Here is a 13,738-nt window from a genome sequence, read left to right as displayed (position 1 = left end):
TTTAATTTTTAAATTTGTTTTCACATCATTTTCTACTTTATTATCATACTAATTTTAAAGGCAAAGGTGGACATCGGCAACCTCTCGTAAACTATTTATCAAAAATAAACGTATCTCATTGTTATGATATTTATAAATCAATTCGTTTTTATTAAAGTCTTTTTCAACAAGTTTGTCACTATCTATTAAATAATCACGCATGCATCCTTTTAAGAAATCATCTTTATAACTTGGTGTGTACCATTTTCCATCCTCTTCAATGACAATGTTGCCAATATCAAATTCAAGGACCTTGCCGTCCTCTGAAGTTAGCAATATTAAATCTGTTTCATGATTGTGTGCTAAATGCTTTCGTTCTGTCGTTTTATTTTTTATAAAAGTTGGATTAACTACTTTGGGCAACACTTGAAATTTTGCTGTAAAACTACTTTTCTCAGGTAAAGGTGACACTATCGTTTCAAATTTGCTTTCAGCATTTAATACGATTTTAAGTCTATATTGACCACTGTGATACTTTGTTGTTACATCGTTTAATTCATTTCGCCATGCATGTTCATCAAATTTAAAGTTTAATCGCTCAGAAGAACATTTTATGCGATTAGTATGATAAGTAAGTCTAGGGATATGTCCATTATCAATTTTCATTGTTTCAAATAATTGCATTATAACATCTCCAAAATCTTGGTTTTTGCGTAAAATTCATTCACTTCATCTTTTGGCTTAGAATCAATTGTAATACCTGCTCCGACTCCATAAATCGCTTGTCCATATTTATACTCAATAGTGCGAATCGGAATATTAAAAATCATTTTATCATCTTCAGTTGGAAGTAATAGTCCAATTGCTCCGCAGTATATACCACGAGGTGAACTTTCTAATTGTTTAATATATTTCATTGTATTCAGTTTCGGTGCACCTGTAATCGAACCACAAGGAAATAACGATGTTAAAATTTGAGTTAAGTCTGTATTATTTTTTAAAGTTCCACTTACCATCGAAGTCATTTGAAATACAGTTTTATATGCCTCAATAAAAAATAGTTTATACACCTTAATTGAGCCACTCTGTGATATTCTCCCTATATCGTTTCTTAGTAAATCAACAATCATGACATTTTCTGCACGATCTTTCGAAGAAGTTTGCAATGTTTTATAATACTGTTGATCTTCAGCTTCCGTTTTACCTCTAGGCATTGTCCCTTTCATCGGTTTGCTTATGATAACGTTATCGACATTGTTAAATTGTCCTTTTTGAAAAAATAATTCTGGTGAGATAGACGCTACTTGGATTTCATCAGTTTGTAATAACGCAGTATAATTACCATTACTAAATTGAGTTAATCGTTCATATAAAGTACTAATAGGATAATAAATGTTATCCGTTAAGCGCGCCGTATAGTTCACTTGATACGTTTCGCCTTCAACAATTGCTTGTTGGACACGTTTAATATTAGTCATCATAACCTCAGAAGATTCAACAAATGAAAAATGATACTTTGATACATAAGAAGTTTGATGTTCATATGTTGAATTTATGCTTTCCGCTTTTTCAAAACTATAAGCTGCTGCATAAATATCATCTTTAGCTAATGAATGTGTACACATAGCATGATTAAAATACTTTGCCGCTTCGTAACTTAAATATAACGAGACATATCTACCTTGTCGTTGCTGCGCTTGTGCAAAGTGTATCACTTCTCCCACATCAGCCAACTTAGTAGCAACATACTTCTTTATAAATCCCTTTAATTGAATATGGTATTGCTTATATTCATTTTCAGTTAAATAGTAGCGATAATTATATTCTATTCTCACAGTAATCACCTACCTTCGATAAAAATAATTCAACTTGTCGATAACCGTATTCACTCAAAATAGATTCAGGATGATATTGCACACCAAAAACCGGAAATCTAATATGCTCAAATGCCATAATAATCGCTTCATCGTTTTTTGCTGTAATCTTTAAGCAATTTGGAAAAGTCGCTCCGTCAGCAATTAATGAATGATAACGCATTACATTGAAATTTTGAGGCAGTCCTTGAAAAATACCTTCATTGGTATGGCGTAACTGTGTAGTATGTCCGTGTACAGGATGATAGCCGTGAATGATATTTCCACCAAAATAAGACACGATACATTGAAATCCTAAACATACACCTAGTATAGGTACACGCTGATAAAATTGTTCTAACACTTCATTCAAGATAGGATAATCATCCGGATTACCCGGCCCAGGCGAAATAACAATTGCTTTTGGCTTCATATTAATGACGTCTTCTATCAGCAGATTATCAATACCAACAACTTGAACTGTTAGTTTCGTTTGAGTCTTAATATAGTCTATTAAATTATATGTAAATGAATCATTATTATCTATGACTAGAATCATTGTATACTCCGTTCTAAATGTGTTTTATTTTTATAATATGTATTGGATGTAGCTAAAACTTTAAAAGCATTGTCATTATCCTGACCTTGATTTTAACTAATATATGGTATATTCTATTCATCGTACATAAATGAATATCAGAGGTTCCTAGCTGAAACCCTCTATAAAAAACTAGACATTGAAATTTCAAACATTCGTTGGTAAACCTTTAATATATATTATAGGAGCAACCCATTTCTTTCGTCTATCTTTTATGGAGATAGGCTTTTTTTATTTTATAAATTAAAAACGGGCTTATCAATGCCATTAACCTCTTTATTAATATTATTAATGATAGGAGCAATTACAAAATGGAAAGTGTATTAAATAATGAAAAAGCCATCGTTGTCTTTAGTGGTGGTCAAGACAGTACAACATGTCTCTTTTATGCAAAAAAACATTTCAAAGAAGTTGAACTCGTAACGTTTAATTATGGCCAAAGACATGATACTGAAATTGAAGTCGCAAAACAAATTGCACAAGATCAAGGAATGAAACATCACGTTTTAGATATGTCATTATTATCACAACTTACTCCAAACGCATTAACACAACATGATATGGAAATTACTAATAATGAAGATGGTATACCTAATACATTTGTTCCAGCTAGAAATTTACTTTTCTTGTCGTTTGCAGGCGCTCTAGCTTATCAAATTGGGGCTAAGCATATTATTACAGGCGTATGTGAAACAGACTTTTCAGGCTACCCAGACTGTCGCGATAGTTTTATAAAATCAATGAACGTAACATTAAGCCTAGCTATGGACAAAGATTTTGTCATTCATACTCCTTTAATGTGGTTAAACAAAGCAGAAACGTGGAAATTAAGTGATGAACTCGAAGTTTTAGATTATATTCGTACAAAAACATTAACATGCTATAACGGTATCATTGGGGATGGCTGTGGTGAATGTCCAGCTTGTCATTTACGTCAACGTGGACTAAATCAATATCTTGAAAGTAAAGGAGCGCTTTAAAATGTTACAACAAATCTATCCTAGTACAACGCATCCATATCAATTCGAATTAAATAAAGATTTTAATTTTTCGGCTGCACATCACATTCCATGTGAAGAAGCAGGTATTTGTCAAAATGTCCATGGTCATACTTACTTTGTTAATTTAACAATTGTCGGTGATAAACTAGATGACACTGGCTTCTTAGTGAACTTTAGCCATTTGAAAAAGATGATACACGGTAAATTTGACCATCAACTGTTAAATAACTTACCTGCTTTTAAAAACAAAATCCCTTCAACTGAAATCGTAGCGGAAACAATTTATCAAATTGTTAAAGAAAATTTGGCATCGCTCGAACACCAACCAAAATGTATTCAAGTATTTGTAAGAGAAACACCAACAAGTTATGTCGTATTTAGACCAAAGGAACAGGTGTAACTAATGGCTAAAATTCCTGTACTCGAAATATTCGGTCCAACCATTCAGGGTGAAGGTCGAGTAATCGGTAGAAAAACGATGTTTGTGAGAACAGCTGGATGTGATTATCGCTGTAGCTGGTGTGATTCTGCATTTACTTGGGATGGTAGTGCTAAAGGCGATATAAAACTCATGACCGCTGAAGAAATTTATGATGAATTAAAACGAATTGGTGGCGATTTATTTAACCACGTTACAATTTCTGGTGGTAACCCAGCATTAATTAAAGGTATCCAAGAGTTAGTTGACTTATTTCAAGATAAAGGTATTTTCAGCGCACTGGAGACACAAGGCAGTAAATTCCAACCTTGGATGACACAAATTGATGATTTAACGATTAGTCCAAAACCACCAAGTTCAACTATGACACCTGATTTAAAAAAGTTAGATGAAGTGATTACACAATGCGTACCTTCATCATTAAACTTAAAAGTAGTTGTATTCGACGATAAAGATTATGATTTTGCCAAAATGATACACCACCGTTATCCAGATATTCCCTTCTATTTACAAGTTGGTAACCCATATTTATCAGACAGCGTAGATAATCATACCGAAAAGTTGTTAGAACGCTACGAGCAGTTGGTGGATTTAGTTATGCAAAGTAATGATATGAATCACGTTTATGTGTTACCACAACTTCATACATTACTTTGGAGCAATAAAAAAGGTGTATAAAGGATAACTTATTTTACTTTTTGCAAGTCATATCTAATGAATAACAATATATTAATTGATATAATAGTTGATTGAAGTATAACGAACAGGAGTCCATCATGATTGTATATATATTAATTAATATTGCTATCGTCGTACTTATAACTGGATTCAATTTATATAGGCATCAAATGCAACATTTATCATTAAGTGCAATGTTGTTATCTATTACGATAAACGCCTTTATAAATACATTCATAATTGATAAATATAACTTTATTACTCTGTGTACTATAACGATGTTTATCATTTGGACGATACTACAGTTTTACATTGATAAAAAATTAAAACCTGTATACATTACAGACCAAAAATTTATTGCTATCATATTAACGATTGTTGTCAGTTTAACGCAACGTGTTACCGACTTTTCAAGTACACAATCAATATATATGTCTATTCCATTTTTAGCCCCTGCCATTTTCATCATTGGTGGTATTATGTTGTTTATTTCAACATTTAATAGCTTAGATGAAACTGCTGAAAATAATAACAAAATAAAGAAACTAATGATTAAAGGACTTATCATTATTAACATTTCATTTATCGTTATGATGGTTTTAACACCATATTGGTACTTGTATTTAATCGTCTATCTTATTTTCTTGTTGTTTTTATTGTGGCAAAAGGTTTATAAATTTTAATACCAAAACTATTAAACACTTCTGATATTCTTAGTTCAAAATATCAGAAGTGTTTTATAGTGTTATCTAGTTCAGATAAATATTTCCTTACTTAAAAAAACGCCCTCCTCTTATTTTGACCCCTATTTATTTAAATCAGACAATTATTTTCATTTTCAAATTATTCTTTCTTCAATATTAGTTAAGCGATATTTAAACGAAGTTAAGAATTAGTTAATGGCATATTATTTGCCTTCATTTTAAACTTAACTTATCAAATTGAAGAAATGAGGAGTTAGCATGAATACAAAATATTTTTTAGCAGCTGGTGCTGTTATCACAACATTAGCTTTAGGTGCTTGTGGTAATTCTAATTCACAAGATCAAGGTAACAAAACTGAACAAAAAACAAAGTCAGAAGATAGCAATGTTAAAACTGATAAAACAAAACACCTAACAGGTACATTCAGTTCTAAAAACGGTGAAACTGTTGAAGGTAAAGCTGAGATTAAAAATGGTAAATTAATGCTTACTAACTACAAATCATCAAAAGGTCCAGATTTATACGTCTACCTAACAAAAAATGGCGACATTAAAAACGGTAAAGAAATCGCAATGGTTGACTACGATAAAGAAAAACAAACATTTGATCTTAAAAATGTAGATTTAAGCAAATATGATGAAGTAACAATCTATTGTAAAAAAGCTCACGTCATCTTCGGCGGCGCTAAATTAAAATAATCAATTTCTGAGTTAAACTTTTATTTACAACATACTATTACTATACATTACAAATTTTTAAAATATACATTACACTCATTACTCAATGGAAAGCGTATGATTTCACAGCCCCCCTAGCTTGTAGAAATCATACTTTCCTTTTTTCAATATATATACAACTATTAAATCCCATAAGATTGCAGAGCACATAAGTAAATTTTTTTAGAGCTTGAGGTTTGTTTAGCTTAAGCAACCCATGAGCTCAAACACTTCCTGTTCACATAACACTACAAATCGCATTATGTTGCTTAATCTTATGTTTATATAAATTACACACAATAAATAGAAAGAATGTGAACATCATGAATAAATTATTGCTACTCGTTACATTTATCATTCGTGTGGGTTCAGGTATTGTTATGTTAATGCAAGGCTACGAAAAATTAACGGGCGGATTTACGCTGAAAGGTTTAGTACCAGTCATCGCTAACAATACTGATTCACCAGAGTGGTATAAGTGGTTTTTCGCAAATATAGTTGCACATACGACGTCATTATTTGATATTGTTGTCCCACTCGGAGAGATTGCAATTGGATTAGGTTTAATTTTTGGAGTTTTTGCATATGCTGCTAGTTTCTTTGGAGCCTTTGTTATGATAAATTATATCTTAGCAGATATGATATTTACGTATCCTCTTCAATTAACTTTCTTTATCCTTTTACTAATGAGTCACTCATTGTTAAAACAGATTTCACTTAAAGAAATCATTAATTACTTTAGAGGTCGTAAGAACAGAGGTGAAAAAATAGATGACCCACTTACTGATCGTGGATGATGAACAAGACATTGTAGACATTTGTCAAACCTATTTTGAATATGAAGGTTACAAAGTAACAACGACAACTAGCGGTAAAGAAGCAATTTCTTTACTATCAAATGATATTGATATCATGGTACTTGATATCATGATGCCAGAAGTTAATGGTTACGACATTGTCAAAGAAATGAAAAGGCAAAAATTAGATATCCCCTTTATCTATTTAACTGCCAAAACACAAGAACATGATACCATTTACGCCTTAACTTTAGGTGCAGATGACTATGTCAAAAAACCATTTAGTCCAAGGGAACTCGTTTTACGTATTAATAATTTACTTACAAGAATGAAGAAATACCATCATCAACCAGTTGAACAACTGTCGTTTGATGAATTAACACTTATTAACTTAAGTAAAGTTGTGACTGTAAATGGTCACGAAGTCCCTATGCGTATTAAGGAATTTGAGTTATTGTGGTATTTAGCTTCTAGAGAAAATGAAGTTATTTCTAAATCAGAATTACTTGAAAAAGTTTGGGGATATGACTATTACGAAGATGCTAATACCGTGAATGTCCATATACACCGTATTAGAGAAAAATTAGAAAAAGAGAGCTTTACAACATATACCATCACAACTGTATGGGGATTAGGATATAAATTTGAAAGGAGCCGATAATGGTGTTATCAATTAGAAGTCAAATCATTATTGGCGTCGTATCGAGTATACTATTAACTTCAACTATTTTAGCAATTGCATATATTTTAATGTGGTTTAACGGCCATATGACACTAACTTTGACCTTAACGACAATAATTACAAGCTGTTTAACCTTATTAATATGTAGTATTTTTATTAATCCACTTATACAAAAAATTAAGCAGTTTAATATAAAAACTAAGCAATTTGCTAACGGAAATTACGCAAGCAATGATAAAACGTTTAATTCACCAAAAGAAATTTATGAATTAAATCAATCTTTTAATAAAATGGCTTCTGAAATTACGCAACAAATGAATCAAATTAAATCCGAACAACAAGAAAAAACAGAACTGATTCAAAACTTAGCCCATGATTTAAAAACACCTTTAGCAAGCATTATTTCATATTCTGAAGGACTACGTGATGGTATAATCACTAAGGATCATGAGATTAAAGAGTCATACGACATATTAATTAAACAAGCAAACAGATTATCAACATTATTTGATGATATGACTCATATTATCACTTTAAATACAGGTAAAACATATCCCCCAGAATTAATACAACTAGACCAATTACTTGTATCAATATTGCAACCATATGAGCAACGTATCAAACATGAAAACCGCACATTAGAAGTGAATTTCTGTAACGAAATTGATGCATTTTATCAATATCGAACGCCACTTGAGCGTATTTTAACAAACTTACTTGATAATGCGCTAAAATTTTCAAATGTTGGTAGTCGCATTGATATTAATATTAGTGAAAACGAAGATCAAGATACTATCGACATTGCTATTAGCGATGAAGGTATTGGCATTATACCAGAACTACAAGAACGTATATTCGAACGTACATTCAGAGTAGAAAACTCTCGTAATACAAAAACGGGTGGTTCTGGATTAGGCTTATATATAGCTAATGAACTCGCGCAACAAAATAACGCAAAAATCAGTGTAAGCAGTGATATAGATGTAGGAACTACGATGACTGTAACATTACACAAATTAGACATTACGTCATAATCCGATTTATTTATAAAATAAAATGCAAAGACTAAAAAGAAGCTCCCATTAATGAGGGCTTCTTTTTTTGTTTATTTAGAATAAACTTTATGGGTATCCTTCTCATCATTTTCAAGACTTGAAAGATTTGTAGCTTGAATAATATATTTAGGACGTGCCTTAACTTCATAATATATCCTGCCAATATATTCACCTACAACACCAATTGAAATTAACTGTATGCCGCCTAATAATAAAATAGCTGCAATCGTTGAAAAATATCCCGGAATATTAACACCAGATATCATAATATTGATGAATAAATAGATAATATATAACACGCTTATTGAAAAGATAAACAAGCCAAGATAAATCATCATTCTCAAAGGTTTACTATTAAAGGAAATCAATCCATCAATACCATAATTAAATAACTTTTTAAAGGACCACTTAGATTCCCCTTTTTGTCTCTCAACATTTTGATACGTAAACACTTTAGTATTATAGCCTATCCATTCAAATAACCCTTTTGAAAATCGATTATATTCTTCAAGTGATGCAATGGATTTAACAGCTCTTTGGCTTAAAAGTCTAAAATCACCAACACCATCATCAAATTGTACTTCTTCTACAAAGCAATTAACTAACTTATAATACAAATGGCTTAATGTTTTGCGACTAAAATTTTCACCACTTCTATCACGCTTTGCAATCACTTGATCATAGCCTTCCATAAAACCTTCAACCATTTTCGGAATATATTCAGGTGGATGTTGCAAATCACAATCTATCATGATGACTGCATCAAATTCAGTACTATGCTGGTAACCTGCAATCATAGCTGCTTCTTTTCCAAAATTTCTACTAAAAGAAATAAAGCTGACATGCCTATCTATTGTGGCAAGATGTTGCATTTCATCTATAGTGGTATCCGTACTACCATCATCTATGAAAAGCATATTATAATCATAGCCTTTCACACTACTATCTTGTGAAAGTATTTCAGTTAATTGTTGATGTGTTTGTGTAATGACTTCCCCTTCATTAAAACAAGGAATGACGACTCTAATTTTCATCTATGTCCATCCTTTTTATTTAAAAGATTTTGAATGTACCTGAGTATTGTTTTATCAAATAGTAAAAACCAACTCATTTATTTTAATGTACACATTAAAAGGCATTCATAAACGTAAAATTTAACATCCAGTTATTTTAAATCCCCAATTTTCACATCATCTGGATTTTTACCTTGTCTTGCATTTCTATTTAAAGCATCAATTTCAGCTACTTCTGTTAATTCTAAATTAAAATCTAAAATATCTATATTTTCTTGAATGCGTTTAGGTGTCTGAGATTTTGGAATAATAATTCTATTGTGTGCTAAATGCCAACGTAATACAACTTGTGCTGGTGTTTTATGATATTTTTCAGCAATTTTAACAATGACAGGGTCGTCTAGTAGTCCTCTATTTCTCATCAAAGGCATCCATGCAGTCACTTTAATATCGTGACGATCACAAAATTCTTGTAATTCTTGTTGGTTAAAATATGGATGTACCTCAATTTGATTCACCATTGGTTTGATACTTGATTGAGCCATTAATTTTTCTAGATGATGAACATTAAAATTACATACACCTATTGCTTTTACCTTACCTTGCTCGTAAAGTTCTTCCATAGCTTTATATGTTTCTAAAAATAGACCATCTGCTTCACAAGGCCAATGTATTAGAAATAAATCAAGATAATCAGTTTGTAAATTTTCAATCGATTTGTTGAAATATTCGAATGTTTTCTCATAACCTTGATAGTCATTCCATAACTTCGTTGTTATAAACAAATCTTCTCTATCGACGCCATTATCCTTTAATGCTCGTCCTAGTGAAGCCTCATTATCATAAAAGTATGCTGTATCAAACGCTCTATAGCCTGCGTCAATTGCAGCATTTACAACTTTAGTCATATCTTCGTCAGAGATTTTATAAACACCTAACCCAACTGAAGGCATCGGGTATCCATTATTTAATATTTGTATCTCATTCAACATCTTTATATCTCTCCAATCTATGTATCTTTTATATCTTTACATTACCCTAAATTTTTCAACAAACTCAATTAATACGAATTATCGCTTTCAATAAAAATTATTCATTAAATCATTAAAGATATTGAGTTCCAATACTATTTTCACTTTTCATTAATTTTAGTCAAAAAAATAACCAACCAAAAATGAATTAAATCATTCTTAGTTGGTTTATATATTAATATCTATTCTGATTTTTCATCTTCATCAGACTGTCCGATAGTAGGTCTCGCTTCATTAAATTCATAGTTTAATATCACCCAAATAATTTGGTGGTTATCGATTTCTGAAACAACCCAGCGATCATAAGTTGTATCCACGTAATCATCTTTTTGTAAATTGGTATTACGAGATTGTAACCATCCACCTATCGTATCAATATCCTCAGAGTCATCAAATTCTATACCGAACTCTTCAGTTAAATCATCCAATAGTACTCTGCCATTTACTTGGAATGTCTTATTATCAATTTTAACGATATCATTCACTTCATCATCATCAAATTCATCACGAATTTCTCCAACGATTTCTTCTAAAATATCTTCCATCGTTAAAATACCTGCCGTTCCACCATATTCATCTATAATAAGACTCATATGTACATGTTCACGTTGCATTCTAATTAATGCATCACTGATACGTGTTGTCTCTGAAATCATTGGCAACTCATGTATATAGTTTGCTATTTTAATCGTTTTTCCAGAAGCGTATTCAGTTAAAAATTCTTTGACGTTAATAAATCCTTTAATGTGGTCTTTATCACCATCATCAGTAATTGGATAACGCGTAAATTGATGTTCTTTTATTGTTTCTAGTAATTCGTCTACATTAAAAGGTTCATTTAGTGTAATCATTTGAGTTCTAGGTACCATTATATCTTTTGCATGTCTTTCATCGAATGAAAAGATATTTTGCATATATGCCAATTCAGTTTGGTTGATTTCTCCACCATTATAACTATTGTTAATAATAATTTTGATTTCTTCTTCTGACATTGCATCAGTTTGGGCATCAGGATTTACACCAAACATTCTAATAATAACACGTGCAGAACCATTCATCAGCCAAATCAATGGTTTCATAATGTTACCGAAATAGAACAATGGTCTTGCATATACTAAAGCAAGCTTTTCAGTATGTTGAATAGCTATAGATTTAGGCGCTAATTCACCAAGTACTACATGCAAATACGTAACGATTATAAATGACACTGCAAACGAAATCGTCGTCGTTAATGCAGTTGGTAAATTGATTGCTTCAAATATTGGGTGTAATAGCTTTTCAAACGTTGGTTCACCAAGCCAACCTAACCCTAAAGATGTTACTGTTATACCTAACTGACAAGCAGAAAGATAATAATCTAGATTAGCAATCATCTTTTTTACTATTTTAGCAGGTTTATTTCCTTCATCTGCTAGCTGTTCAATTCTTGTTGCTCTAATTTTTACTAATGCAAATTCTGAACCAACAAATACAGTGGTTAATGCAATTAATAGAATAAATATAATCAAACTAATTATGGTCGAAGTTTCCAATTAATTCCCTATTTCTAGGGATTCACCTCCATGTTATATGTGTCACTCATGGGTAACACGCATTCAAATTTATCACTATGACTTAAATTACAACTACATGTTATCGCCTTCCCATTTAGACACCCCCAGAAAAAAATGTTATTGCTTCTATTTTATCATAATATAAAGTGCTTATGTTAACAGATTAAATCTATTGCATACATTTAATTATGATTATTTATTAGCTAAATGTGTGAACCTTGCCTTGTTTTATTGTAGATTTTACATTCATATCATCATCTAGAATAACAAGATCTGCATCCTTATTTACTTTAATACTACCTTTTCTATCATCGATACCTAATGCAATGGCTTGATTTAAACTTGTTACTCGCCATAAATGATCTAATGTATCACCTGTAAATGATATTAAGTTACGTAACCCATGATTCATTTTTAAAATACTACCAGCAAGCGCACCATTTGCAAGACGTGCTTGTTGCGATTGAACAGTTACTTTTTGTCCACCCAAATCATATTCTCCTTCAGGCATACCTTTTGCACGCATTGCATCGGTAATTAAATAAAAACGTTCATTACCTTTCATACGGTAAGCAATTGCAACCGATGCCGGATGAGAATGAGTGCCATCAACAATCATTTCGGTATGTAGAGCATCATTCAACCATGCTGCTCCAAAAACACCTGGTTCTCTATGTTGGAATGGCGTCGCTGCATTATATAAATGCGTGACATGTTTAGCTCCTCGCTCAACAGCTTCAACTGCTTCTTCGTATGTTGCTACTGTATGACCAATTGAAAAAATAATGTCATCTTTATACGTTTCAAGCGCTTCTTTTGCACCTTCAATTTCAGGTGCAAACGTCATAATCTTTATTAATCCGTTAGCAGTCTCTTGAAAATGTTTAATTTTATCGATAAATGGGCGTACAACGTATTGCGGATGTTGAGCACCAACTTTATTTTCAGATATAAATGGTCCTTCTAAATGTATACCTACAATTTCCGCTGCATTGTGAACATCTTGCTCCGCTTCATATTTAGCAATATTTGTAAGTGCATTATCTATTTTATCAGTCGATTGCGTCATTGTAGTGGCCAAGTATGATGTCGTCCCTTCAGACAACAAATTTTCGGATAGATATTTTAAGCCATCGTATGACCCATCCATTGCATCTTGACCATAACCACCATGAATATGTATATCAATAAAACCTGGTAATACATGATGACCTTTAGCATCAATCACTTGAATTTTATTTGTCGTATCATTATCAATTGCTGCTTTATCATCCACTTCTCCAATTGCAACAATCTGTCCATCTTTCACATGAATGTAACCATTATCGATTTTGCCATCTTCAGTATAAACTTTGCCGTTATATATAATTAATTCTGACACGTATAAACCCTTCTTTATTTATAAATTTTCACTTTAAGACACTCATATTTTACTATATCTGCTTCGTTTGGCATAACTTTTTGCAAAATATTAAAAAAGTCTATACATTTGTGGTGTCTATTTCTTCATTCATTTATCTAAAAATAAAAACACTTTCATATCAATTCATAAAAACTGAATTAATAGAAAGTGTTTTTACAGCTTTGTATAAGCTACCGTTAACACGATATATAAAACTAACATATATTCATTGAACA

General features: G+C 31.5%; 15 protein-coding genes. 8 read left to right on the top strand and 7 right to left on the bottom strand.

Features of this window, described 5'->3' with window-relative positions; genetic code table 11:
- Positions 1-54: 54 nt before the first annotated feature.
- Genes JG553_RS01075 through JG553_RS01065 form a run of 3 tightly spaced genes read right to left on the bottom strand, consistent with a single transcriptional unit; the run spans position 55 to position 2,391 of the window.
- A complete protein-coding gene (locus JG553_RS01075; RefSeq protein ID WP_001175781.1) occupies positions 55-663 on the bottom strand; it encodes an aminotransferase class IV in 609 nt (202 codons plus the stop codon).
- Positions 663-1,814: a chorismate-binding protein gene (locus JG553_RS01070; RefSeq protein ID WP_001217785.1), complete on the bottom strand. Its 1,152-nt coding sequence runs from the start codon at positions 1,812-1,814 to the stop codon at positions 663-665. Before JG553_RS01070 ends, JG553_RS01075 begins: the two co-directional genes overlap by 1 nt.
- The gene (locus JG553_RS01065) at positions 1,798-2,391 is read right to left on the bottom strand and encodes an anthranilate synthase component II (RefSeq protein ID WP_000604514.1); all 594 of its coding nucleotides are present in this window, start codon (positions 2,389-2,391) and stop codon (positions 1,798-1,800) included. Before JG553_RS01065 ends, JG553_RS01070 begins: the two co-directional genes overlap by 17 nt.
- Positions 2,392-2,741: 350 nt before the next feature.
- Between JG553_RS01065 and queC the strand changes: the two genes are divergently transcribed.
- The 8 genes from queC to saeS all read left to right on the top strand — a co-directional run bounded on the left by queC (position 2,742) and on the right by saeS (position 8,482).
- Positions 2,742-3,410, top strand: coding sequence for a 7-cyano-7-deazaguanine synthase QueC (queC, locus tag JG553_RS01060; protein ID WP_000446724.1), 669 nt, complete (start codon positions 2,742-2,744; stop codon positions 3,408-3,410).
- A 1-nt stretch (position 3,411) separates the two neighbouring features.
- On the top strand, positions 3,412-3,831 hold the full coding sequence (queD, locus tag JG553_RS01055) for a 6-carboxytetrahydropterin synthase QueD (RefSeq protein ID WP_000941336.1): 420 nt from the start codon (positions 3,412-3,414) through the stop codon (positions 3,829-3,831).
- A gap of 3 nt (positions 3,832-3,834) precedes the next feature.
- Positions 3,835-4,548 (top strand): 7-carboxy-7-deazaguanine synthase QueE, encoded by a 714-nt coding sequence (queE, locus tag JG553_RS01050; protein WP_001062972.1) that lies wholly within the window; start codon positions 3,835-3,837, stop codon positions 4,546-4,548.
- A 98-nt stretch (positions 4,549-4,646) separates the two neighbouring features.
- Positions 4,647-5,231, top strand: a complete 585-nt coding sequence (locus JG553_RS01045; RefSeq protein ID WP_000637687.1) for a hypothetical protein — start codon at positions 4,647-4,649, stop codon at positions 5,229-5,231.
- A gap of 279 nt (positions 5,232-5,510) precedes the next feature.
- Entirely contained in the window at positions 5,511-5,951 is a 441-nt protein-coding gene (locus JG553_RS01040; protein ID WP_001093553.1) for a DM13 domain-containing protein, read from the top strand.
- Between the two features lie 341 nt (positions 5,952-6,292).
- On the top strand, positions 6,293-6,766 hold the full coding sequence (locus JG553_RS01035) for a DoxX family membrane protein (protein ID WP_001037807.1): 474 nt from the start codon (positions 6,293-6,295) through the stop codon (positions 6,764-6,766).
- Positions 6,741-7,427, top strand: a complete 687-nt coding sequence (gene saeR / locus JG553_RS01030) for a response regulator transcription factor SaeR (RefSeq protein ID WP_000149344.1) — start codon at positions 6,741-6,743, stop codon at positions 7,425-7,427. The genes JG553_RS01035 and saeR overlap by 26 nt, the downstream gene beginning before the upstream one ends.
- Complete coding sequence (gene saeS / locus JG553_RS01025) at positions 7,427-8,482, top strand: two-component system sensor histidine kinase SaeS (RefSeq protein ID WP_000244412.1); 1,056 nt, start codon at positions 7,427-7,429, stop codon at positions 8,480-8,482. Before saeR ends, saeS begins: the two co-directional genes overlap by 1 nt.
- Before the next feature lie 71 nt (positions 8,483-8,553).
- Here the strand turns inward: saeS and csbB are convergent, their stop codons facing one another.
- The 4 genes from csbB to nagA form a co-directional block, all read right to left on the bottom strand.
- On the bottom strand, positions 8,554-9,537 hold the full coding sequence (csbB, locus tag JG553_RS01020) for a lipoteichoic acid-specific glycosylation protein CsbB (RefSeq protein ID WP_000702782.1): 984 nt from the start codon (positions 9,535-9,537) through the stop codon (positions 8,554-8,556).
- A 131-nt stretch (positions 9,538-9,668) separates the two neighbouring features.
- A complete protein-coding gene (locus JG553_RS01015) occupies positions 9,669-10,508 on the bottom strand; it encodes an aldo/keto reductase (RefSeq protein ID WP_000931237.1) in 840 nt (279 codons plus the stop codon).
- 221 nt (positions 10,509-10,729) lie between these two features.
- Positions 10,730-12,079: a hemolysin family protein gene (locus JG553_RS01010; protein WP_000450257.1), complete on the bottom strand. Its 1,350-nt coding sequence runs from the start codon at positions 12,077-12,079 to the stop codon at positions 10,730-10,732.
- A gap of 220 nt (positions 12,080-12,299) precedes the next feature.
- Positions 12,300-13,481 (bottom strand): N-acetylglucosamine-6-phosphate deacetylase, encoded by a 1,182-nt coding sequence (gene nagA / locus JG553_RS01005; protein ID WP_001292245.1) that lies wholly within the window; start codon positions 13,479-13,481, stop codon positions 12,300-12,302.
- Positions 13,482-13,738 lie beyond the last annotated feature (257 nt).

Source organism: Staphylococcus sp. T93 (assembly GCF_016743875.1).
GTDB lineage: Bacteria > Bacillota > Bacilli > Staphylococcales > Staphylococcaceae > Staphylococcus > Staphylococcus aureus.
Note: the sequence above shows the minus strand (reverse complement) of the source record. Positions and strands in the feature narration are given on the sequence as shown.

Excerpts from the sequence above, each read along its gene's own strand:
- JG553_RS01040 (WP_001093553.1), top strand. The coding sequence starts at position 5,511 with ATGAATACAAAATATTTTTTAGCAGCTGGTGCTGTTATCACAACATTA.
- saeR (WP_000149344.1), top strand. The coding sequence starts at position 6,741 with ATGACCCACTTACTGATCGTGGATGATGAACAAGACATTGTAGACATT.
- queC (WP_000446724.1), top strand. The coding sequence starts at position 2,742 with ATGGAAAGTGTATTAAATAATGAAAAAGCCATCGTTGTCTTTAGTGGT.
- JG553_RS01015 (WP_000931237.1), bottom strand. The coding sequence starts at position 10,508 with ATGTTGAATGAGATACAAATATTAAATAATGGATACCCGATGCCTTCA.
- queD (WP_000941336.1), top strand. The coding sequence starts at position 3,412 with ATGTTACAACAAATCTATCCTAGTACAACGCATCCATATCAATTCGAA.
- JG553_RS01035 (WP_001037807.1), top strand. The coding sequence starts at position 6,293 with ATGAATAAATTATTGCTACTCGTTACATTTATCATTCGTGTGGGTTCA.
- csbB (WP_000702782.1), bottom strand. The coding sequence starts at position 9,537 with ATGAAAATTAGAGTCGTCATTCCTTGTTTTAATGAAGGGGAAGTCATT.
- JG553_RS01045 (WP_000637687.1), top strand. The coding sequence starts at position 4,647 with ATGATTGTATATATATTAATTAATATTGCTATCGTCGTACTTATAACT.
- saeS (WP_000244412.1), top strand. The coding sequence starts at position 7,427 with ATGGTGTTATCAATTAGAAGTCAAATCATTATTGGCGTCGTATCGAGT.
- JG553_RS01065 (WP_000604514.1), bottom strand. The coding sequence starts at position 2,391 with ATGATTCTAGTCATAGATAATAATGATTCATTTACATATAATTTAATA.
- JG553_RS01075 (WP_001175781.1), bottom strand. The coding sequence starts at position 663 with ATGCAATTATTTGAAACAATGAAAATTGATAATGGACATATCCCTAGA.
- queE (WP_001062972.1), top strand. The coding sequence starts at position 3,835 with ATGGCTAAAATTCCTGTACTCGAAATATTCGGTCCAACCATTCAGGGT.